Genomic DNA, 21,600 nt, shown 5'->3' with positions numbered 1-21,600 from the left:
CTCAGGCGGGCTGAACCGGCCACGCGGGCGCGGTTGGGTCGGTGATGGTGGTGGGCAGGTCGCGCAGGGCCTGGCGGTAGAGCGACCACGCGGCACGCTGGGCATCGGTCATCACCGCCCAGCGGTCAGGCAGCACCCGGATGTCGCTGGCGGACAACAGGGCATCCCGCTGGATGCGCAGGTCGGCCAGGGCGGCGGCGGCCACCTGCGCGGCCAGGGCGGTGTCGCTCTTGGGCGTCAGCACGCCACCGACCACCTGGCAGGACCAGACGCCATCCACCTGGTCGTCGGTCAGCTTCAGCCGGCCGATGCCTTCAGCGCCGACGCCTTCCGCCAGCAGGTTGAGCGGGTCGCGCTGGTGCAGGGCCAGGATGCGGCCGGTGGTCGGGTCGTAATCGGCGTAGTAATGGGTGCCCGCGACAATGGCAGGGGGCAGCGTGTCGGTCATCGGAACCACCTCACCTGTAGGAAGAGGTTGTAGTACTGCCAATATTGGTAGGTGATCGTGCCCCCGGTATCACCGCCGCCGGCGATGTCGGCGGGTCGATAGGCCTGCAGGGCGTAGGTGTATTGGTCCAGGCTGGTGTCGGTGAACGCGGGATCGGTGGCGAAGCCCTGGTAGGGCGCCGCCGTGAGGGACAGGCCGATGACCTCCGTCGCGCTCGTCCGTACGTTGGTGCGAAGAACCCGCACATTCACGTTGGTAGCCGTCGTGCCGGATGTACTGACGATGCTGGCGCTGAAGCTGACCCGCACATCGCAGGCGTTGCCGCGAACCTGAAAGGCCGGCAGCGTGCACAACGTGGTCCATGCGCCCTTGTCGGAAGCCAGTATCGTCGATCCGTCCATATTGGCGGACACCGACTGCATGTTGCTGGCCACCCCGGTGCCCAGGTCGTTGGTGTCGAACAGGGTGCGGCCGGCGCTGTCGGTGACGTTGATCCCCCAATCGTTGGCAAGCCGCCCGATCAGCACCCGCCAGCGGGTTCCATCACTGGCACCCCAGTACGGGCCATAACCGTTGCCATCGTCTGAGCCGTGCATCAGCAGGCGGGGACCACCCGTCGCCGTGTAGATGTCCTTGCCGGCGATGCTGCCGCCCGTGATGTTGTCGGCCGAGAGCGTGCCGGCATACACGACGTCGGCGCCGAAGGTGCCGGTGGTGATGACGGAGGCATCCAGGTTCTGGATGAAGGCGTGGTTGATGGACACGATGTAGGCGCCATCAACCGTGCCGACCACGAACGGCGCCTGTGCCACCGTGGCGCCGGGCGGGATGATGGCGAAGGTATCGGCCCGCACGATGAACTGCGAGGTGCCGGGACCGTTGTTGATCAGGCCGAAGCCGGCCACGTACGGCACGCCGCCGCTGTCCGTCTCGATCTTGACGGTGTACTCACCCTCAACCCCATCCACCGAGGTGGCCAGCGTCTCGATGCTGGCGGTATTGGCCCCCACGGTGGTCTGAAGCGTGCTGATGCTGCTGGCCGTGGCGGTGTTGACGCCGGCCTGCGCGCTCTGGTTGGCCTGGACGGCCGCCAGGGTCGCCGGCAGGCCGGTGGCCGGGTCGTTCACCTGCGCTGTCAGCGTGCTGATGCTGTTCGCCGTGGCGGTGTTGGTGGTCGCCTGCGCCTGCTCGAAATCCGTCACCTGGGCCCGTGTCGCAGCCAGGCCGGTGGAAGCGTCGTTCACCACCGCCGCCAGCGAGGTCACATTGGTGGCGACATTGCCGATGGCCGTCTGCACCGTCTGGATCGCCGCCCCCCGCGCTGCCGCCTCCTGCGCGACCTGGTAGGCCACCGATCCAACCACCGTGGCGGGATCGGTGATCAGGTCGATGGTGCCGGCCAGGTCGTCGGTCAGCTTGGTGTCATCAATGATCTTTTCGGCCAGCTGGGCGGCAGTGACGTAGGGCTCCGTCCAAGTGAAGGCGGCGCTAATCGGGCAGCCGGCCGAGCCGAATGCATCGTACGTCTGCACCTTGCCGTAGTACTGCTGCCCCGCCGTCAGGCCGGCCGCCACCAGGGGGGCGGAATAGCCGGAGACCGCCGGCGTGCCGCTGGTGTCCACGTCGGCCGTGGTGCCGATCCAGGCGTTCACGCCGGCATAGTCCACGTCGCCGGGTGCGATGAACCCCAGCAGGACGCTGCCCCCGCTGATGCCCAGCGGGGTGATCTGCACCTGTGCCGGCGGCGGATTGGTGACGGTCAGCGTGGCCGGCGGATCGGTCAGACCACCCAGCTTGTCTTCCATGCGCACGCTGAACTTCACCGTGCGGTGCGGGCCGCCGGCATCCCCGGCGTTCTTGTCGTAGGTGTAGATATATTCCGACGCCGTCACCCGCTCGGTGCGCAGCAGCGCGTCCGTGTCGGGGTCGTAGACCTCCACCACATAGTCGGCGAAATACGGGTTCACGAAGCCGCTGCCCGTGCCGTTGGGTTCCGAGCCCAGCGCATAGCTGGTGCTGGGGAAGTTGCCCTGCCAGGTGATGTGGATATCCCGGGTGACAAACGTCGTGTCGAGACCCTGGCCGTAGAGTTCCAGGTTGGTGATGGTGGCCCCGGCCAGCACGCCACCCACGGTGATGGTGGCGGCCGTGGTGGGAGCCCAGACCGAACGCACATCGGCACTGATGCTGCTGGCCGCCTGGACGGCATAGGTCAGCGTCTGGGTCACCGGCGTCAGCAGGGTGGTGGTGGTGCCGGCGGCCACCGTCACCGTCTGCCAGCTGCTCACCCCACCGGCGCTGACGGCCCCGAACCGCACCACGGTGTCCGTGGCCATGCCGGCGTCCGCCGCCGTCCAGTTGGCGCGGATGCCCGGCTGCACCGTGCCATCCGCCTGGAACGCGGTTTCGATGGCCAGCGTCAGGCGGGTGGGTGCCGGCAGCATGCCGGCCGCCCCCACCGGCGTGTAGGTGTAGGCGTCAACGTCGGCCTCGCTGTATTCCGCGCTCTCGAAGATGTTGAAGCTGGTCAGCTTGATGTAGAGCCGCTGGCCGATGTAGGCGCTGGGCAGGTCATACGCGAACAGCTTGTCGTCGAGGCGAGCGAACGCGGTGCCGGCCGGATGATCGGTGATCGTGGTGCCGTACAGCCCGCGGCGCACATAGGAAAGGCGGTAGGTGTTCGCGGCCACCAGCGTCGCGGTGGCGTAGCTGATCATCTCGTTTCCGATCAGGCAGAGGGTGCGGCCGGCATCGGCGTCGGCCTGGTCGCCAGTGCCCAGGTCCAGCCGGGCGCTGGCCAGGGTCACCTGCGGCTGGTTGGTGGTATCGGGGTCGGCCGCCGCCGGCAAGTCGGTGGCCAGCACGCCCACGCGGCACGGCCCCTCCAATTCGCCAATGCGCTCGTATTTCTCATCGTCCAGGCTGATCCGGACGGACGCGCCACCCCACCAGGTCCCGCCGGCAGCGCCAATCCATACCTGCTGCACGCCGCCGGACAGGCCCGGGGAGGGTTCCGTGATCACGACCTGGGTGACGTCACCCGGATCGACGCTGGTGTTGATCGCGGCCGTGTCGGTGGTAGTGCGCGGATGAGCAGTTGCCGTGCCGACGCCTGCCGGCAGTTCCTCCGCCTCGAAGTCGATCGACCTGTCGGCATTGTTCGTGGTTTTCGTGATCCTGACGGGGAACTTGTCCAAGCCCATCCGGTCATCGGTCAAGGTGACGACGTCGCCCGGTTCTAGCAACCGGTACTGGATCCCGGTTTTCCAGGCATAGGTGTTGGTGACGTAGCAGGCGCGCTGCAGCTGCAGCTGCATCGAAAGGGTGGCGGTGTTGACGTCGCACAACTCACGGCCCGTCACCGTGTCCATGGGCCGCAGCTGGTCGGCGTCAATCGCGGCCTGGATGAAGGCGGTGGCCACATCATCCTGATAGCTGTTGGTCCGGTCGCAGTACGTCAGCTGACCATAATTATAGGTGTCCGCCGGGTCTTTCACCGAGCCGGTAATGGGGTCGGCATTGGCGTCGGCGATGAAATCGTCAGACGTCAAGTCGTACTGAGGCACGATGGATGTGCCGGGGTCCCAGCTGCCGTCCGTGCCTGACACGGCCTGGTCCCCCAGCGGCAGCGCCTTGATGACGGACCCCGACCAGAAAATGGCGGTGTTGGTCAACTGCGCCCAGCGGTTGATGATGTCGATGCCCGTCTCTTGGCTGTCCAGAAGGGGTGAGCCGTAGAACCCCAGGGCCGCGCAGTAGCCGCGCCAGCTGCTCAGATCCCCGATGTAATCGGCAGCCAGGCGCGCGCCGTAGCGCTCGTTGGTCAAGAAATCGGTCAGGATGTCCGGCCACTGGGCATCCATGGTGTTGGGGGCGTTGTGCAGCCAGGACTGCACTTCGAAATTGTGGTTCGGCAAGCTGGCGCTGCTGCCCAGGTCGTACGTCGCCGTGCCGACATAGGCCGTAAAGGGATAGGCGAGAGCTTCGGCCGGCGCGCTCGCATAGATGGCCGTCACCGCCTGCTGGCCATCGGTGCCTGGCATGAAGGTCAAGCCCAGCTTGGCCAGCGTGGTGTCGTCCTTATTCGCCCATACCCGGCCGATGGTGGTCGTTGGCCCCTCGCAGAGCGCCATGACCACCGCGATGGTGTAGGTATAACCGCTGCTGGAACCACCGCCCTTGCCGCCGCCGCTGCTAGACGCCTTGGACTGCAGATTATTGGCCCAGACCAGGTTCGGAGCGGCACGCCGCTGTCCCCACATCACAGATTTGGCCACACCGGCCGAACTGGTCTGCACCTGTAGGCTGGTGAAACGGGTGGTGGTGGTGGAAGAGGCGCTGCCGCCGAAAAGACCGCCCATCAGGCCCCCCAAACGTTCGGGATGTAGAAGCGCAGCTGGCGGCTGCGGAAGGGCTCATGGGTGATGTCACCGTGGGTGCAGCGTCCATCCTTGGCGAAGGCATGCACCAGGCTGCTCGCCCCGATCATGACGGCACCGTGACTGAAGCACCGGCCGAAGTGCATCAACAGCACGTCGCCCGCCTCCGGCGCGCGGATCGCCGGGTCGAACTCGGTGCAGAACTGTTCGACCCATGCCACGTACCGCTCTTCCGAACGGTGCAGGTGCCAATCGGGCGGATACGGCCGGGGGTCGAACGCCGGCATCACGGCCGTGTCCACAAACACGCGCACCAGCAGCATGGAGCAATCGACGCCGGCCCCCTTCACATCGGCCAGCTGGTGGTAGCGCGTGCCTACCCACGTCAGGGCCTCGGCCGCCACGGCCGCGCGCTGTTCAGCGACGGTCATCATGCGCTGGTCTCCGCCGGTGGAATGTAGGGGTAGCCCTGATATCTGGCCGCGTTGTTGAAGCGGCTGCCGCAGATATCGGCGGTGTGGGTGCAGCCGTAGCTGACGGCGAAGGGATCACCCAGGCCCGGCGTGTGCTGGAGCCCATACATCAGCGTGATGCTGCCATCGGCCGCGAGCCGGATGCCCCGGGACGCGCCCGCGTTGACACCACCGGTGAAAGTCAGGGCGCCATCGGCAAAGGCCGTGGGGTCCGGTGCGATGGACTGCCCGGCCATGGCGGAGAGGTTGGTGGCGGGCACCAGCACCAGGTTCGTGCTGCCGGCGGCGCAAGCGTTCGACCAGGTGAAATTGGTCCGCAGCACCCCGCAATCGGCGGCGTACAGCGTGTTCAAACACGGCTTTTGGTAAAGCCTCAGCGGATATTGGACATTCAAGCTTTTATTGGCGCCATTGCCCGTCAGCTGCACCTTGCTGGCCGATGGTGCCGCGACACCCAGCGGGCCGGTGAACTCGCGGACGACGAAGGTCGGAACGCCAGGGGTGGGCATGACAACCCAGTCGATAGCCAACTGGGCGCCGATAAATCCCCCGTTATCCGCGAAGGCACCCAAGGTCAGGCCATCGACCAAGTCACTGTCCCGGAAGTAGCAGTCCAACTGCACTTCCGGCACCTCCATGGTCATGCTGGTGGTGATGGCTCCCCGCGAAACCTGCGGGCCCGTGGCCGACCAGGTCACGTCACCGATGGTGATGTCCTGGTCCCAGGTGGTCCAGCACAACATGCTGCCGGCGGGTAGACCAGGGGTGGCCCGGGCCGTCGCCAGATAGATGGTGTACAGTTCTGCCTGGCAGATTTCCGGGGTACTGGCCAGATACTCGATCAGGGCGGGATCGGTGGATTTCATCAGGTAATGACCTCTCCAATCAGGCTGATCAGGTTCACCGTTTTGGCCTCCCACAGCTGCTTCGCGAACTTCAATACCTCCATGTCATCATCGGCCTGGAAGCGGCAGACGAAGGCATAGGTGAAGTCAGCGGAGAGCACGGCGCCATCGGCGGGTGGGTTGTTGAATGTGATCGTCACGCCCGACAGGCTGTAGGCGGTGGTGACCACGCCGTTGATGTAGACGGCGGTCAGGGCGGTGACGGCGCCCACGGTTTCGACGGCCCCCCCGGCGGTCCGGATCATCGTCCAGGCTTTGCTGGTGCCGTCGCCAACACCGAGGGTCTGGCCGACGGCGGTGTTGTCGTCGGGATCCACGAACAAGAAAGCCTGATAGGCGCCGCTCACCTGGTTATAGAACCCCAGCAGCGTTTGCAGTTCATTGGCGGCGGCCGTATCGCGCAGAAACTCATAGACGAGCGTGAATTCCCAGCGGGGGCGGGACTGCCAGCGGATGCGGGTTTCCCGGCCGCTCTTGGCCTTCTGGATGTCCGTGGACCAGGTCGGCTTCTTCGTGCAATCGAAGGCGATGCCGGGCAGCGTGGGATAGATCAGCGCCATGGATCAGCGCTTCCCGTTGCGGTGAGCGGCCTTCAGGGCATCCGCCAAGGGCCCCTTGTTGGCCTGGAAGAATTGCGCCACAGACTTGGTGTCCATGGCGTTGACGTGCAGGTGCACATCACCACCCGCTTGGCCGCCCGTTGCTGCCGGCGCCGCAGCAGCTGCGCCGTTCTGGTTGGCGACCAGGTTGGCCGGCGGGTTGCGCCAGGTGGTCACGGCGGCGCGCAGCGGGCTGGCGATGCTGGCCGGCAAGACCATCTCGTTCTTGTGCAACTCCGTGATGGCACCGTCGTATGGAACCTGCCCCCAGCCGCCGGCGGCCGAGGCCAGGCCGCCCCCCACCGCCAACATGCTGTTGAACGCCTGGACGGCGCCCACCGCTTCGGCCGCCATCGCCGCCGCCACCGGGGGCACCGCGGCATAGGCCGCATACGCATTGGCGCCGGCCACGGCAGCGGCGATCTGGATTTCGCCTTCGGCCTTGGTGGTTTCGGCGATCGCCTCCGCCTTGTCGGCGATGGCGCGGTCGGTCACGCCGGCCGCCGTCGCCGCCGTCTTGCCGGTTTCCAGGCCCAGCCAGCCGGCGATCATCGAGCCCAAGCGCCCAATAAACGAGGAACTCTCAGTGGCGGTAGTGGCCGTGCGGGTCGCCACGCCGGTGGCAGTGGAGGCCGTGCGGGTGGCCTCGGCCGCCGTGGCCGAAACCGTCTTTGACCGGTCGGCCAGCAAATAGGCCAGCAGGCCGCCTTGAGCCGTGCTTTTGTCGCTGGCCAAGCCCATGGCATTGACCAGCAGCTTGTGCGACAGCCATTTCGTGTCGGTGGTGATCTCTTCCGCCAGGATGGCCGTGCCCATTTTCGCCATGGCCTGCTGGAGGGTCTGGGTACCCTGGATCCAGCCGGTCAGGCTGCTGTCCCAGGCGCGCTCCACCGGCGCCAGGGCGCTTTCCCAGGCACGGGCGGACGCCTGGGCTGCCTTGGCGTTGGCCGTCGCGGTCTGATCCGCGTACTTGGCCAGCTGGGCCGTGTGGGTGGCGGTCAGGACGTCGATCTTGTCCTGCGCCTGCTGCCACGCCAGCGTGCCCTCCGTCAGGGCGGCCCGCTGCTCGATCAGCATTTCCAGGTTCTGTTCGTACTCCGCGTCCGCCAGGCGCTTCAGGCTGGCGATCTTCTGCGCCTCGGTGATGCGGCCGGCCTGCACCTCGGCTTCCAGCCGGTCCCGTTCGGCTTCGGTGGCGATCTTGCTCAGCTGGATGGAGGTGTTGTTGGCCTCGCGCTCGATGCCCTCGCGTTCTTTCTGCCCTTCGCGGACAGCGGCCGTCAGCGCGGTCTGCGCGTCCTTCGCCTCGGTGGACATGGCCCCGAAATGCGCCTTCGCATACGCCAGTTCCTGCTGCAGCAGGGCGATCCGTTCCTGGCTGCCGGCACGGGCGACCGTCACCTCTTCCTGCAGGGTGCGCAGGCCTTCGGCCGCCTGTTCATGGGCCAAGCTGGCCTTGGCCAGGTTCAGTTCGCGTTCCACCCCCAGGCGGGCGTCCGCCGTCAGCTTGCCGCTGGCCAACAGCTGCTCGTCCGCGCTGATCTGCGCCTGCAGCTGCTGCGCCCGGGTCTGGCTGCCGACGGCAGCCTGCTCGGCCAGCTGGGCGCGGGACTGGGCGATGGCGTCGGCGCTGTCCTGCTGGCGCAGCTGCGCCAGGGCGGCGTTCAGGTCGCGTTGGACGCCCTTCCGATCCTCGACCGTCAGGGTGGTGCTGGCCAGCAACTCGCGGTCGGCGGCGATCTGCGCCTGCAGCCGCTGCGCCCGGCCTTGGTCGGTCACGGCCGCCTGGCTGGCCAGCCCGTCGCGGGCATTGGCGACGGCGTCGGCGCTGTTCTGCTGGCGCAGGGCAGCCTGGGCTGTGTTCAGCTGGCGCTGGGCTTCCGTCAGGGCTTCGGCGCCCAGGTTGCCGGTCTGGATGAGTTGCTGCCAGGCCTCGACTTCCTTGGCCAACAGGGCCGCCCGCCCCTCCGTCCAGATCGCCGCCTGGGCTTGCAACTGCCGTTGCAGCTGCTGTGGGCCGAACTGATCCTTCTGGAACTCTTCAACCTGGTTCTGATCAGGGCCTTGGTTGGCCATGGCCGTCTGCAGCTGCCCCTTGGCGGCTGTGGACCGGGTCTGATCGACGCCCCAATCGTCCTTGCTGAACCCGATGCGGTTGTGGGCCCCTTCATCCCGGGCGGCATTCATTGACCGCCTGCTGGGCGTCGGCGATGCCCAGAAGGCGGCGTTCCAGCATCTGCAGCATGACGACGCGGGCTGCAGCCACGTCATGCTGCTGACGGGCGGTATCCAGCGCCTTCAGATCGTCCTCGTTCAGCGCCCGCAGCTGCAGGCCCAGCTTCTCGACGGCGTCGGCGCCCCCATCCCATGCCGTCGCGAAGGACTTGCTGACCTTCTCCACCCCACCTTCCGCCGGCGCCATCTTGGCCAGCGTGACGGCATATTTTTCCAACGCCGATTGATCCGCCTCGCTGGCGTTGAGGCCGCGCATGGCCTCGCCCAGGCTCAGCGCCTCTTTGCGCGTCAGGCCGTACTTGTCCCTGATGCGGTCCAACCACGCTTCGACCTGGGTAGGGGTGTTCTGGGCACCCTTGCCGATGGCCGACATGTCACCAGAGAGGCCTTTGACCTCCTGATCCACCTCCCGGATGTGTTCGACCAGCTCGTAGGCGCCGTAACCCACAGCAGCGAAGGCACCGGCGGTACCCATGAGCGACAGCGATAGCCCGCCCATGCGTTCGCCCAACACCATCAGCGAGCCCGGGATCCTCGAAAAATTCCCGCTGATGATCTCGTGTCCCAACACCACCAGTTCGCGGCGTGCCCCCACCGTCGAGAGGGAAAGACCTTCCTCACCCTTGGCCGCCGCGCCGGCAGCCGCCTCAATGGCCTGGAACGCCCGCGTGGCCTCGTTGGCGCTGATCTCTTGGTTTTCCAGGGCGTCGGACACGGCCTGGAACTGGTCCTGCGTCGTACGCAACGTCCGCTGGGCGCCGTCGATCTGTTCGACGTAACGCTGGGTCTCGACCGACATGGAACGCGCGGCGGGGGCTCCGGCGTTCAGGGTGTTGTAGAGGCTCTTTAATGCCGTCTCCGCCTTGGCAGAGGCGGCCTGGACGGTGCTGGCATCCGCATCGAGCCGAATGGAAACGACCTGGTCGGTCATGGGGTCCAAAACCTCTACTACCGGATGACGCCACCACCGGCGCCGAACAGGGCGAGCAAGTCGTTAAGGGATGCTTCGTCAGTCGCCTTCTCTTTGCCGAGGCCGAGATACCAGGCGATCAGGCGGCTGACGGGGGGATAGACCTCCCAGCGCTTTAGCAGCGCCAGGTAGCGGGGAACCGTCAGCGCCAGGACTTCGGAATAGGGCCAACCCGTGTCGATGCACAGCTGGGCCAGGAACTCGTCCCAGGTCAGGCGGACCCCGCCACTGTCGCCATCCCCGCTTGAGGCTCCCCCAGGCGTATCAGCCCCGATGCGTGGGCGATTGTGGTGACCGCCGCCACGATCTGCTCCGGCGTCCCCTCGAACGCCCCCACACGTTCGTAGGCCAAGAGCGCGACCTGGTCGTCAGACTGGCCATCGCTGATTTCCTGCGCGCACAGCTGGCGCTCCAGGGCGATGGCGATCAGCTGTCGGCAGCCCTGCAGGCCGCCTTGCGATAGCGGCAGCAGCGCCTGGTCGAGATGTTCGAAGGCGCGGCCAACCTGCCCCAAGGTGAACAGCCCAACTGGAAAGGACTGCGCGCCCAGGGTGATCAACCAGCCGGCCTTGACGGATTCCTTCGCCATGGCCTTACCCCTGCACGCTGAGTTGGCCCACCGTGCCGGAGGCGTCAGCGAAGGCCATGAAGTCGAACTCCGGCTGCATGTAGTCGCCCTGCTTGGTCGCCAGCTGCAGCTTGCTGGAGGTGCAGGCGTTCAGGCTGAGCACGAAGTTCTGGCCGCCGAAGGGCGTGGTCAGGGTGCAGGAGAAGGTGGGCGCCACCCCCTGCAGCTGGTTGGAGATGGTGGTGACCGTGCCACCAGTGGCGCTGGTGTAGCTGTAGCTGATCAGCAGGCCCGCACCGGTATCGGCGGCGGCGAAGGTGTAGGCGCCGGCGGCAACCGAATACTGCCCGGTGGTGGGCGCGCTGGCCACGCGGGTCAGCTGCACGCCGGTGGCGGCGAAGACGACGCCCTGATCAGCCACGAAGGTGGTGCTGTTGGCCACCGTCACCATATAGGGCGTGGACGCCGGCACGGCCGCCGCCTCGTTCAGGGCCACCAGCTGCTGCCCGGTCGCCTGCGTGCCGCTGAAGAACAGGCTGTTGAACAGCAGCCCCTGGATCTGACCCGTCTTGGCCTTGCCCTGGATCTTGGCCTGGCCGCGGGCGACGGACACCGGGAACTGGTTCTGGCCGTACAGTTCCTTCAGGGTGAAGTCGATGTCCACCGAGACGGACTGCAGGGTGCCGAACTGGACGGGAGTGGCGTTGGCCACGCCGGCCGGGGTGCCGAACAGGGAACCGGCACCGAAGGAATATTGGGGCATGGGTCAGACCTCTGTTTCGAGGATGGCCAGCACGCGGGCCTTCAGGGCCGGCAGGCTGCCGATCAGGTGGTTGTAAGCCTCGGTGACGCGGGCCAGCGGGCTGTTGTGGACCTGGTCAACGATCCAGGCCGACACGGCGGCATCGAGGCGAGCCGCCAGCGGGGTACCCGCCGCCGGGGCCGGGGCAGCCGCGGCGCTCTCCCCCGCCGGGGTCGTTTCGGGCGTCGGCGTTTCGGTGGCCGGGGGCAGGACTTCACTGTCATCCATGGCGTGCCTTTCAGGTTCAGGGGATGAGCATGCGGATAGGAACGGCGGCGCCCGCACGGGTCTGGTCGGGGCCCTCGAAAACCTGAACGGTCCCGTCGATGCGGACCCACTCAGCCAGGCCGCCCAGCGTCTGCGTGAAGCCCGGTGCCGGCTGCAGCACCCCCTCCACGGCGTCCAGCAAGGCGTTGACCTTGGCACCAGCGGTGGTCACGCCGTCGTCGCCCCGAGCCGCATAAAGGAAAACCAGGGCCTCCAAGGTGCGCTTAGCCGGAAAACCTTGCGTAGGCCGGTAGACTTGGTCGGCGACCACCAGGAACAGGGCCGGCAAATCGGCCTCCGCGACGTCGGCCAAGGCCACGACGCCGCGTTCGGCGGTCTGAACTGTCCCCTGGCTTTTCAGGACGCTGAGATAGGTGAACAGCGCCTCGTAATAGGCATCGCGGCTCATTTCATGGCCTCGCCCGTCGCCTTCTTCAGGGCCTCGGTCATGCGCGCCTCGATGCCCGGAAGCGCAGCCTCAAATGTCGGCTTCATGAACGGGCGGCCCGCGTAGTTGACGGTGCGCGTCCAGCTTTCCTTGTTGACCGCCTTCCGTCCCAGGATGTGCGCGCTCCACTGGGCCCGCGTGGCCTCGGACCGGTGCACCGTCATCGACCCGTGAAAGCCGAATTCATGGTAGGCGGCGTATTCAACGTCGGTGCCGACGATGCTGACGACGCGGTTGCCCTCGATCTCCGTTTCGGTGTGGATGCTGTTGGCCAGCCGGCCGCTGCGGCGCTGCAGGATTTCACCGGCCAGGGCCTTGGTCTTAAGGGTCCGTTCCAGGCCGGCTGCCTCGGACACGATCTGCCGCGCCATGGCCAGCCGGACCACATCGGGGAACTGCGCCACGTTGACCGTGACCTCCGGCATCCCCGTGCTGCTGATCTCGATGAAATCGCTCATACGGGCACCACGCGGCGGTACTGCTGCAGGATGGCCGCGACGCCCTGCGGCATGGCGGCGGTGATGTAAGAGGTGGTCTGGTTGACCCCCGCCTGGCTGCTCACGCCGATGTGGTCGCGGTTCTTGTAGGCGAAGGCGACCAATTCGTTGCAGGCCTGCACCAGGGCCGGCGGTAGGGTCGCCCAGCCGGCCGTGTATGCCACGGTGACGTTGGCCACCCCGCGCAGGAAGGCGTAGCCGTTCAGCACAATGCGCGTGTCGGCGAAGTAGAAGCCCGGCGTCGTCACCGACCCGGCCGGGATCGGCCGCCCATTGACGGTGACCTCGCTGACGGCCGTCAGGGGATAGTTGCGCACCGTCAACTGGGGGCTACCCGTGCCGTCCCGGATCTCCGTCTTGTCCTGCGACAGGAAGAAGTCGCGATTGCAGTAAGCCAGCATGGCGTCGCTGCAGCTGGTGATCAGACTGGACAGCAACGCGTCGTCGGCGGTGCCCTTGATGTTGGCCCAGAGCCGCGCAGCCGCGAGGGTGGTGAAATCCGCCATGACAGATCACTCCAGTGATGGGCGCCCGGCGCGACAGCCTGCCGGGCACCCTTGCACCCTTGGCTGGTCAGCCGTTGGCGATGTTGGTGATCGCGCCGAAAGCGAAGGGGGCGTAGTTCTGCAGCACCCCGTCCAGGTAGATGCCGGCCTCCCACTGACGCTGGGTGATCGTCCAGTCGATGATGTTGTAGTCCTGGCGCAGCAGGATTTTCTTCGGGTTGGAGAAGCCCACGGCGTACGGGATCATGTCCGTGTCGAACAGGATGGTGCCCGGCGTCAGGTCAGGGTGCTGGCGGATGGGGATTACCTTCGAACCGCCTGAGGCGTACCGGTTCAGGTAGCCGGTCACCAGGTCGCCGCCCACGACGTTGCCCTGCTCGGTATTGATCACCAGCCGCTTGGCGCCGTTGCTGGTGGCCGACAGCACCTTGTTGGTGATGTTGGTCTGCTCTTGGCTGGACACCCAGATGCACGTGGGGCTGACCCGGAAATTGTCCCAGAACCAGCGCAACGCATTTTCGATTTCGACAATGCCGCCCTTGCCATCGGCGGTCAGGGGCGTACCCACGCCGGCCGTACCGGTCGGCATGGCATAGAAATAGCCGGCACCGCTTTTCAGCACCTGGGTGAGCAGGCCGTCATAGACCAGGTTGTTGGTCGAGTTGTCGAGGGCGCCCAGGCTGGCCGCCGTCTGGGTCCCGGTCGCGGCGGCGTTGATCGCCACGCTGTTGATGGTGGTGATGGCACCCAGAACCTCGGAGCCGGCCGCCCCCCAGAACCAGGCGTAACCGAACGCGCCCGGCACGGACGTCACGGTGGCCGTCACACTGCCGGCGGCGCCGGTGGTGGCACCCGTGGCAGCGGCGGACAGCTTGGCGGTGCCGCCCCCGTAAGTCTCGGTGGTGCCGCCCGCGTTCTGGCGCGTGACCTGGCCGAGGACGCCGCCGCCCACGCTGGCACTCTGCAGGCCATCGAAGGTCAGCGCGGCGCAGATGACGGACCAGGTGCCGGCCGTGAGGGCACCCCCGGCGTTCGACGCAACCACGGTGGGCGTCGGGGTGGTGCCCAGCTTCAGCGAGGTATTGCCGGCCAGAACGATCTTCTCTTCAGCCAGCTTCAGCGCCTTGATCAGCAGCAGGCCCATCGTGGCACGGACGTCCTGGAACCGCTTGCCCGCCATCTGCGCCTCGAAGGTGACGGCGTCTTCCAGGCCGAGACCACGGAAGGAGGCGCTGTAGTCGGCGGTCTGGGTGACGACCTGCCCACCGCGACGCCCCTGGGCCACGCCGGCGGACATTGAGGTGACGTTGACCCCGGTAATGGCCTTCCAGTTGGCCTGGATGCCCAGGCCGCCCACGTCGCGGGGGATGGCGTTCAGCAAGGGGGTCAGCATCGGCACCAGCTCAACCGCCGGCGCCTGCACGTCGTAATAGGTCAGGCCCTGGGTGGCGTTGGTGGACTGCTGCCAAACCTTGGCCATCTCCTCCAAGAGTTCAGGGTTGACCTTCAGGGGGTTGTCGAAGGCCGCCTTCAGAAGGGCGTTGAACTTCGTCTCATCACGGAACTCGGAATACTGCTGGGGATGCATCAAGGATCTCCGGAAAGGTGTGTGGGTCAGGAGCCGGCCAGGGCCTTCAACGCCTCGGCACGTTCAAGGCCGGGTGGCATGGCGTTCACCTTGGCCAGGCGTTCATCGAAGGTGCCGGTGCCCGCGCCATGATCGGTGGGGGCGCCCATCTTGCCGGGATCGGTGGGGGCACGGACCGGGCCGCCGCCGGTGGGCTGCGCTTCCAGGTCGGCCACGCGCTTGGCCAGGCGATCACGGTCGGCGGCCAGGTCGTCCAGCTGCTTACGCAGCGTGTCGTTGTCGCCCGCCACCTTGGCCATGGCGGCCTCGTTGTCGGCGGCCGTGCGAATGTCGTCGCCGCAGGCGCAGTGGGCGCCCATGTGGACGGCATGGTCATGGATGCGTTGGGCGTGTTCGCCGGCGGACTTGACCAGGTCACCGTCATCGACGGACAGGAAGCCCAGCTGCTCTTCACCCCCACCGGCCACCTTCACCAGGGTGAAGGTCGCGTCCGGCATGCAGGGCACGTCCACCAGGCTCAGTTCGGCCGGCTTGGCGGTATAGCGGCGCACGTTGCCATCGCGCCACCGGCGGGCGTACTTGCCGCCCGGGCTGAAGCCCGTGTAGACGCCGGCCTGCACCTTGGCCCACTCACCATCATCGACGATGCGGCCGCACAGGTTGATGCGCTTGGCGGCGTCGTCGAAGTCGATGGAGACCAGGCAGCCCGCCGCCACGGCCGTGGTGTGCATCGAGCGGATGTTGCCCAGGTTCTGGCCGCCGGTGACCTTGGCCAGGCTGTCCGACCAGGCCTGGAAATTGGGCTTGCTGCTGGCGTAGTCCATGACTTCGCCGGCGCGGTCCGGGGTCTCGCTCAGGCTGGCATAGACCAGGCGCTGATCAGCATCGACCTTGGTGAGTTGGAAAAGCATGGCGTCCCCGTCGTTCGTGACGAAGGACAGCCTAGGGGCCCGCCCGGGGCCGGATAAGGATGAAGCATTTCAGGGGGGACCGGAGCAGCCTTAGCGGTGCCGGCGCGGGGATGGTGGCACCCCTTGGGGGTGGGCGCAAGCACCCCCGATTTTTTGGCCGCTCAGGGGCCTTCCCCGGCCCGTGGCCGCGACGACGGCAGCCGACCGGCCACAGACGCGTTAGAAGCGGCCTCTTATGGCTCTTACGTGCCTCTTAAAGCCGACCCTACCCCCATTGATAGGCACCAAAGGGGGTGGGGTTGCCGATGGGACCGGGTTGGCCTATTCTCAGAACCGTCCCGCTCCCATCCTTGCCCGATAACTAGAAAGGGCCTGGCTGCGTAGCGTGGCTGGCGGATAACTCGTCACCACGTCACCGGGACGCTTCCCCCCTACACCCGATGATACCCGGTCAGCACCCACGGTTCGTTGGGGCCGTTGCCGCCGCGCGTCACCATGACCTGGTGCCCCTCATGACGGAAGGTCCACCGTGTGGGCCCTTGCGTCGAGGTGCCCTTGATCAGGGTGGTCGGTACGGCCATGGCCGCCGCATGGCCATGCTTGGCCATGATGTGGGAGATGCCATAGCCCCGCTGGAAGTCCCGCGCCGGATCGCCCTGGTGCCCCCAGATGAAGGACACCGGTCCGACGCCCGGCGCTTCCATGGCACCGTGCACATCCTGGCGCGTGCTCATGACGTGGCGCATGGCCGCCTCTCCCCGCGCGATGGCGCCCCCGGCCCCTGACGTCCAGCGTCCGTTGCCATCCCTGGGCTGACCCGGGTTGAACGCCTTGGCCAGGTCGGGCGGCTGATCAGGCGGCACGGCGTACATGTCGCAGTCACAGTAGGGGTGGGCCAGCGGCGACGGCACGCCGCTGGGGAAGCTCTGATCCAAAGGGATGGGACCGGCCGCGGCGTTTTCCTCGCACGCCGCGCAGTGGGCTTCCGTCTTGCCCAGCGCCCAGCCTTTCCGCAGGCCGGCATCGAACACCTCGTTGACGGCGTGCCACCCGATCAGGTTGCCCTGGTGGTCGGCGTTGCCCAGCTCCGTCCGGGCGATCATCTTCGCCCGCGCCGGGGAGAAGGCGTGGTTTTCGATGATGGCCGTCTTCAGACGATCAACCGACCACCCTTCCTGTTCGGCGGTCACCACCAGGCGGCGCAGGGCATCGCGCGTGGTCTGGGTGATGTTGCTCACCAACTCTGCCGCGTGCGCCTCGGTATAGGCCACGGCGCGGGGATTGGTGAGCGTCACGGCCGAGCGTGTGGCCGCCCGGCGCGTGCCGGGACCGGCGGCGCTGGACAGGGTCCAGCTGCTGATCGCCTCTTCGGCGCCATCCTTCACCACCGCCTGCAGGATGACCTGCAGCTTATCCACCGCATCCCGCCAGGCGGCGATATCCAGGGCGACGTCCACCACAGCTTCGGCCGCCGCTTCCGCGGCGCCTTCGGCACCCGCCGCCCGGGCGCTCGCCTGCACCGTGTCATTGACGGGATCGGCGGGAGGATCGGCCGGCGTGTCCGCCTTGGCCAATGCCGGCAGCGCCGCCAGCACGCGATCCGCCGTTGGGCCGGCCTGGCTGGACAGGAACTCCGTCATCAGGGATGCCGCCTGCATCTCCCCCAGCTGCACGATGTGGCGGTTGCGGTTGATGACGATGGGGGCGGCTTTACGCAGTGGGGGCGTCTCATTCGGGGCTTGCGTCCCGTCCTGCTGCGCCCTCTCCGGCGGCTTGTGGGTCGGGGGCGAGCCTTCGGCCTGGTCGGCCGCGCCCAGATCGGCCAGCTGGGGATCGGCGGCGGTCTGCAAGGGGGTCGGCACCGGCGGCGGGTTCAGGACGTCATCCAGCTTCACGGCCCCCGACCCGGTCATGATGATCAGCACGTCGCCGCCCTGCACGGGCGGCAGGCCGCGCTTCTCGCGGATTTCGTTCAGGGTGCGGATGCCATTCTTGCGGTCCAGTTCGTCAATCTGGGCCTGCTCCAGGGGGCTGACGGCCGCCTCTTGGTCCCGCCAGACGAAGCACAGATCCTCATAGCCGAAATAGTCCCGGATGATCCGGGTCATCAGCTGGGCCACCCATTGCTTCAGCGGGCCCAGCCCCTCCTGCAGCGCCTGTTCCTGCTCGGTCTCAGCGGTGGCCCGGTTCATCTGCCGCACGGCCCACTGCGCCGACACCCCCAAGGCGTAGCAGATGATGCGCGCCAGCCATTCGTCGAAGGCGTCGGTGAGGATGGCCTCTTTCGTCTGGATGAACCCTTTCGCCATGGCCGCCGGCACAAAGCGCAGCTTGCGCTTCTGCCCGTCGTCCCCGTTCAGCAGGGCGTCGAAATAGGCCTGGAATTGGGCGATCTGGTCAGGCGTCCAGCCCTCCGGCACGGCGCACAGGGCATCCGGCACGGTGCCTTCGGTGAAGTAGTCCTCAACATGCTTCAGGCGGTTCAGGCCCACCTGGGCGTATCTCACCACCATTTCGACGGGGGAGAAGCCATAGGCCTTGTCGGTGCGAAACACCCGGGGCGCATAGATCAGTTCATCGGCCGTATAGTCCGACGCCACCATCCCCTTGATGATCTGCTGATAGGCAATATCGGGGGACACCGGCGTGCGGCCGTGATCATCCAGCACCCGCTTGATGGTGGTGCCGTCGATCAGGTCGAGCGAGTAGAGGGCGCCACCCACCGTCTTGCGCGGGTAGATCGTCGCCGCGTCGGTGACCAACATCTCTTCAACCAGGGCACCCAGCCAGGTCCCCCAGTCGTGCTCCCGATCCGGCTGCTGCAGGAAGTCGGTGACGGTCTTGACGCGGGGATCGTTCTTCACCCCCTGGTCTTTATCCACCGGTGCGATGGCCCAATCGTGGCCGGCCAGCTGGTCCACACGGGTTGAGATGACCAGGGCCAACAGCGGGTAGCCGCGCGCCAGGTTGCGCAGCTGATCAAACGTGACCGGCTCTTCCGAGCGCGGCCGGGGCATCATGTTGATGCCCGTGCCGTAGTCGAAGCGGCGGCCAGCCGTCTCGGGCGGCGCAGCCGGCGCCAGGGGCGTGCCGGGGCCGAACCACGCGGTGTCACCCGTCAGCGCGTACTTGACCGCATTGGCGATGCGCCCGGCCAGACCTTCAGCCATGGGCCGCCTCCTCCTTCAGTTTGGCTTCCTCGGCCGCCTTCTGTATGGCCGCCAGGCGCGCGTAGTAGTCGATGATGGATGGCGTATCGTTCCCGCCGGCAATGCCCAGGAAGGCCGCCCAGGTCCGGTCGGCATGGCCATCGCCATCACGATCCGCGACCAGCCGCGGGGCGCCCGTGTCGCCCGCAATGCGCTTCAGCTTGTGCAGGTCGGCTCGCAGGGTGGCGTTGCCGGTGGGAAGGCGGACCTTCCTATCTTCAAACTTCTGCTTGGCGGCGATGGCCACGTTCAGGCGCGTGGACGCCTGCAAGATGACGCCCTCAACCTTGTGGCCGTAGGCACGCTGGGCGTCTTCCACGGGCTTTTCGCCCATGCCCGTCTGATCCATCACCAGGCGCTCAACATTGTAGCGCGCCATCAGCCGGGCGATCTCAGCATCCTGGGCGGCGAAGCTGGCGCCCTTCAGCTCAACGATCTCCCGGGTCCACAGAACGTCGCCGACCCGCTCCCAAACCCAAGCCACCCAAAGGTCTTTGCGCCTGGCGATGTCATTGCCGATCAGGCAGGGACCGCCCTGGTACAGATCCGGCTTGCCGGCGGCCGGGTCCTCGCAGCCGACAATGACGTCGTAGCTCAGCCACGCCGTGCTTTCTTCCAGGAACTCCAACTCGAATTCCTGGCGCCAGGCGTCTTCGTCATTCAGGGCGGCGCGCAGTTCAGGAATATTGCGATCCAAACCTTCGGCCACGGCCTGGTGGATGTCCACCCGGTGGCGTGACCAGGCCGTGTCCTGGCCGGTCCACAGCTCATAGAACTTATTGTTGCGGCCATTGGGTGTGGAGGTGATGAGCAGCTTCAGCCCCCCTCGGGAAATGACGGGGAATAGGGCCTTCCAGATGGACCGGCTGTCTTTGTGAAAGGCGAACTCGTCCAGAAAAACATTGGCCGAATAGCCGCGAGCGGTATCCGGGTTGGCCGGCAGCGCGGTGATACGGCTGCCGTTGGGGAGGGCCACCTCAGTGGCGCGATAGGTCGCGTCGTTGCCGGGAAAATCGTACTCCAGGGCGTCGTAGGCGGTGCCGTAACCCTTAAGGTGCAGCTTGACGCCCTCGTTCATCGCTTCGAGTGCCTGGCGCTCCCCGCGCGAAAGGATCACCCAGCGTTCACGCCGCTTCCTGGCCTCTGCCTCCATGCAGTGGTCTACGATGTTCAATGTTGTTGTGAAGGTTTTACCCGTCTGCCGGCTGAACATCCCCAGCTTGAACCGGGCCTCATCCTGCAGCCATCGGGTCTGATAGGGGAGAAGGATGCCGGTCACGTTTCACCCCGGTAGATGGCACGGACGCGCTCCAGCGCTTCCAGCGGCGATAGGGCGCGCTTCTCCACTTCGCCCTTGGCCTCGTCCACCGCCTTGTCCAACCAGCGGGCGGCGTACTCGCGGGCTTTGGTCTCGAAGTCCTGGTCGTAGCGGGCGGCGGCCGACATGTCCTTCAGCATGCGGGCCAGCATCATCAGGTCTTTGGTGTCGGCATCCTGGCCGCCATCCGCCAGCTGCTGCATGAGGCGGTCGCTGGCGACGCGGCGCAGGATTTCGACAAGAAGGCGTCCCTGGCGCCCTTCGGCGGCTTGCGGCCCCATTTCCTCCACCAGCATGGCCGTGACTTCGCGCCCCTCCCGTAGCTTGGCCGCCACAGCGCCGTAGTTCTTGCCGTAGCGAGCGATTGACGACCGGGAACGCGGGTGGCCGGCCTCGGCCAGGTACTCGACCAGGTCGTCGAAGGTCCAGCCGCCGGCCCCGATCATCTTGTTGACCTGGTCAAGCACCTTGGGCGGCAGACTCTTGAGGGAGGATTGCTTGGCCATCAGCGATCCCAGCGGCTCTGCCGCACCCCCGGAACCGGCTCGCCGCGCCCCTCCGCCGCCGCTTCGCCGCGAGGCGTGATGACCAGGCTGCGGATGGAATGGGTGCCATCCAGCGTGTCCATGTCGTCGGTCTCCACGCACCGCATGTTGACCAGGTGCTTGATGTCCGCCAGCAGATCCTCTTCGCTATCGCGCTTGAACGCGCGCAGGCCGGCGCTGACCAGCATGCTTTGCAGGCACGAACCGCCCGCCTCCACCAGGAAGCGCAGCAGGAAGGCCCGGCGCCCCTCGATCCAATCCTTGTGAAATCCCGCGCTCATGCCCGGCTGCCCTTGATTTGGTGTTCCAGTAGGAGGTTGAGCGGCATCTCCAGCCGTTCCATCACCTGGCGCAGGCCGTCGATGCTGGCCGTGTTTCCCCCGACCTCCTTCTCGACGCCGGCAATTCGATCCCGCAGATCGGCAAGGGCGACCTGATCGGGCAAGTGCCGAATGTCGATCTGGACTGCGGTGCAGGTCGCCTCGACCTGGGTCACGCGTTCTCCCAACTTCAGCTGGACGGCAGCCACGGCCTGGGCCGTCTCGGCCCTCATATCGGAGAGCTTCTTTTCAAATTCTTCATCGCTGGCCACGCGCTCGGCCGCCAGCTTGGCCACGTCTTCCTTTGTGGCCATGGTCCGCTTGATCAGCAGGGCCCCAATCGCCATCAGGGGCGTGCCCACCAAGCTGAACAACGTCAGCCATTTGATGGCGGTATCGACGAAATCAGGGTTGAGCATGCGTCGCCTCGTATCGGCGCTGACACGGGGTACAGCGCATGGCGCCAGGCACGAGCGCCAGGCGCGGCGCCGGGATAGGTTCACCACAGCCCAGGCAGTCACGCGGCGTCAGATCGGCCGCGCCCGGCCGGCGCCGGCCGGCCAGGGCGCGGTCCAGCTGCGCCTGTTCCAGCGCCTGGGCTTGATCAATCAC

At 66.7% G+C, this 21,600-nt stretch carries 21 protein-coding genes; all 21 read right to left on the bottom strand.

Features of this window, described 5'->3' with window-relative positions:
* Nucleotide 1 precedes the first annotated feature (1 nt).
* The 21 genes from PW843_24505 to PW843_24405 all read right to left on the bottom strand — a co-directional run bounded on the left by PW843_24505 (nucleotide 2) and on the right by PW843_24405 (nucleotide 21,600).
* Nucleotides 2-448 carry a phage tail assembly chaperone gene (locus PW843_24505; GenBank protein ID MDE1149726.1) on the bottom strand — a complete coding sequence of 149 codons (447 nt, stop codon included), beginning with the start codon at nucleotides 446-448 and terminating at the stop codon, nucleotides 2-4.
* Nucleotides 445-4,809: a phage tail protein gene (locus PW843_24500; protein MDE1149725.1), complete on the bottom strand. Its 4,365-nt coding sequence runs from the start codon at nucleotides 4,807-4,809 to the stop codon at nucleotides 445-447. The genes PW843_24505 and PW843_24500 overlap by 4 nt, the downstream gene beginning before the upstream one ends.
* Nucleotides 4,809-5,261 carry a hypothetical protein gene (locus PW843_24495; GenBank protein ID MDE1149724.1) on the bottom strand — a complete coding sequence of 151 codons (453 nt, stop codon included), beginning with the start codon at nucleotides 5,259-5,261 and terminating at the stop codon, nucleotides 4,809-4,811. The genes PW843_24500 and PW843_24495 overlap by 1 nt, the downstream gene beginning before the upstream one ends.
* Nucleotides 5,258-6,166 carry a DUF2163 domain-containing protein gene (locus PW843_24490; protein ID MDE1149723.1) on the bottom strand — a complete coding sequence of 303 codons (909 nt, stop codon included), beginning with the start codon at nucleotides 6,164-6,166 and terminating at the stop codon, nucleotides 5,258-5,260. Before PW843_24490 ends, PW843_24495 begins: the two co-directional genes overlap by 4 nt.
* Nucleotides 6,166-6,765: a DUF2460 domain-containing protein gene (locus tag PW843_24485; GenBank protein ID MDE1149722.1), complete on the bottom strand. Its 600-nt coding sequence runs from the start codon at nucleotides 6,763-6,765 to the stop codon at nucleotides 6,166-6,168. The genes PW843_24490 and PW843_24485 overlap by 1 nt, the downstream gene beginning before the upstream one ends.
* A gap of 3 nt (nucleotides 6,766-6,768) precedes the next feature.
* Nucleotides 6,769-8,991, bottom strand: a complete 2,223-nt coding sequence (locus PW843_24480) for a hypothetical protein (protein ID MDE1149721.1) — start codon at nucleotides 8,989-8,991, stop codon at nucleotides 6,769-6,771.
* The gene (locus tag PW843_24475) at nucleotides 8,972-9,970 is read right to left on the bottom strand and encodes a hypothetical protein (protein ID MDE1149720.1); all 999 of its coding nucleotides are present in this window, start codon (nucleotides 9,968-9,970) and stop codon (nucleotides 8,972-8,974) included. The genes PW843_24480 and PW843_24475 overlap by 20 nt, the downstream gene beginning before the upstream one ends.
* A 250-nt stretch (nucleotides 9,971-10,220) precedes the next feature.
* The gene (locus PW843_24470) at nucleotides 10,221-10,598 is read right to left on the bottom strand and encodes a hypothetical protein (GenBank protein ID MDE1149719.1); all 378 of its coding nucleotides are present in this window, start codon (nucleotides 10,596-10,598) and stop codon (nucleotides 10,221-10,223) included.
* 4 nt (nucleotides 10,599-10,602) lie between these two features.
* The gene (locus tag PW843_24465; protein MDE1149718.1) at nucleotides 10,603-11,340 is read right to left on the bottom strand and encodes a hypothetical protein; all 738 of its coding nucleotides are present in this window, start codon (nucleotides 11,338-11,340) and stop codon (nucleotides 10,603-10,605) included.
* Between the two features lie 3 nt (nucleotides 11,341-11,343).
* Nucleotides 11,344-11,607 (bottom strand): hypothetical protein, encoded by a 264-nt coding sequence (locus PW843_24460; GenBank protein ID MDE1149717.1) that lies wholly within the window; start codon nucleotides 11,605-11,607, stop codon nucleotides 11,344-11,346.
* A gap of 16 nt (nucleotides 11,608-11,623) precedes the next feature.
* Nucleotides 11,624-12,055 carry a hypothetical protein gene (locus tag PW843_24455; protein ID MDE1149716.1) on the bottom strand — a complete coding sequence of 144 codons (432 nt, stop codon included), beginning with the start codon at nucleotides 12,053-12,055 and terminating at the stop codon, nucleotides 11,624-11,626.
* Nucleotides 12,052-12,552, bottom strand: a complete 501-nt coding sequence (locus PW843_24450) for a phage virion morphogenesis protein (GenBank protein ID MDE1149715.1) — start codon at nucleotides 12,550-12,552, stop codon at nucleotides 12,052-12,054. The genes PW843_24455 and PW843_24450 overlap by 4 nt, the downstream gene beginning before the upstream one ends.
* A complete protein-coding gene (locus tag PW843_24445; GenBank protein MDE1149714.1) occupies nucleotides 12,549-13,097 on the bottom strand; it encodes a phage head-tail connector protein in 549 nt (182 codons plus the stop codon). The genes PW843_24450 and PW843_24445 overlap by 4 nt, the downstream gene beginning before the upstream one ends.
* A gap of 67 nt (nucleotides 13,098-13,164) precedes the next feature.
* On the bottom strand, nucleotides 13,165-14,685 hold the full coding sequence (locus PW843_24440) for a hypothetical protein (protein MDE1149713.1): 1,521 nt from the start codon (nucleotides 14,683-14,685) through the stop codon (nucleotides 13,165-13,167).
* Between the two features lie 26 nt (nucleotides 14,686-14,711).
* Complete coding sequence (locus tag PW843_24435; protein ID MDE1149712.1) at nucleotides 14,712-15,596, bottom strand: hypothetical protein; 885 nt, start codon at nucleotides 15,594-15,596, stop codon at nucleotides 14,712-14,714.
* Nucleotides 15,597-16,027: 431 nt separating this feature from the next.
* Entirely contained in the window at nucleotides 16,028-18,766 is a 2,739-nt protein-coding gene (locus PW843_24430; protein ID MDE1149711.1) for a phage portal protein, read from the bottom strand.
* Nucleotides 18,759-20,084, bottom strand: coding sequence for a terminase family protein (locus PW843_24425; GenBank protein ID MDE1149710.1), 1,326 nt, complete (start codon nucleotides 20,082-20,084; stop codon nucleotides 18,759-18,761). The genes PW843_24430 and PW843_24425 overlap by 8 nt, the downstream gene beginning before the upstream one ends.
* Nucleotides 20,081-20,629 (bottom strand): DUF3486 family protein, encoded by a 549-nt coding sequence (locus tag PW843_24420; protein ID MDE1149709.1) that lies wholly within the window; start codon nucleotides 20,627-20,629, stop codon nucleotides 20,081-20,083. The genes PW843_24425 and PW843_24420 overlap by 4 nt, the downstream gene beginning before the upstream one ends.
* Entirely contained in the window at nucleotides 20,629-20,949 is a 321-nt protein-coding gene (locus PW843_24415) for a hypothetical protein (protein ID MDE1149708.1), read from the bottom strand. The genes PW843_24420 and PW843_24415 overlap by 1 nt, the downstream gene beginning before the upstream one ends.
* Complete coding sequence (locus tag PW843_24410; protein MDE1149707.1) at nucleotides 20,946-21,407, bottom strand: hypothetical protein; 462 nt, start codon at nucleotides 21,405-21,407, stop codon at nucleotides 20,946-20,948. Before PW843_24410 ends, PW843_24415 begins: the two co-directional genes overlap by 4 nt.
* Nucleotides 21,394-21,600 (bottom strand): TraR/DksA C4-type zinc finger protein, encoded by a 207-nt coding sequence (locus PW843_24405; protein ID MDE1149706.1) that lies wholly within the window; start codon nucleotides 21,598-21,600, stop codon nucleotides 21,394-21,396. The genes PW843_24410 and PW843_24405 overlap by 14 nt, the downstream gene beginning before the upstream one ends.

The sequence above is a fragment of the Azospirillaceae bacterium genome (genome assembly GCA_028283825.1).
In the GTDB taxonomy this organism is placed as follows: Bacteria; Pseudomonadota; Alphaproteobacteria; order Azospirillales; family Azospirillaceae; genus Nitrospirillum.
This window is presented reverse-complemented; position numbering and strand designations above follow the sequence as displayed.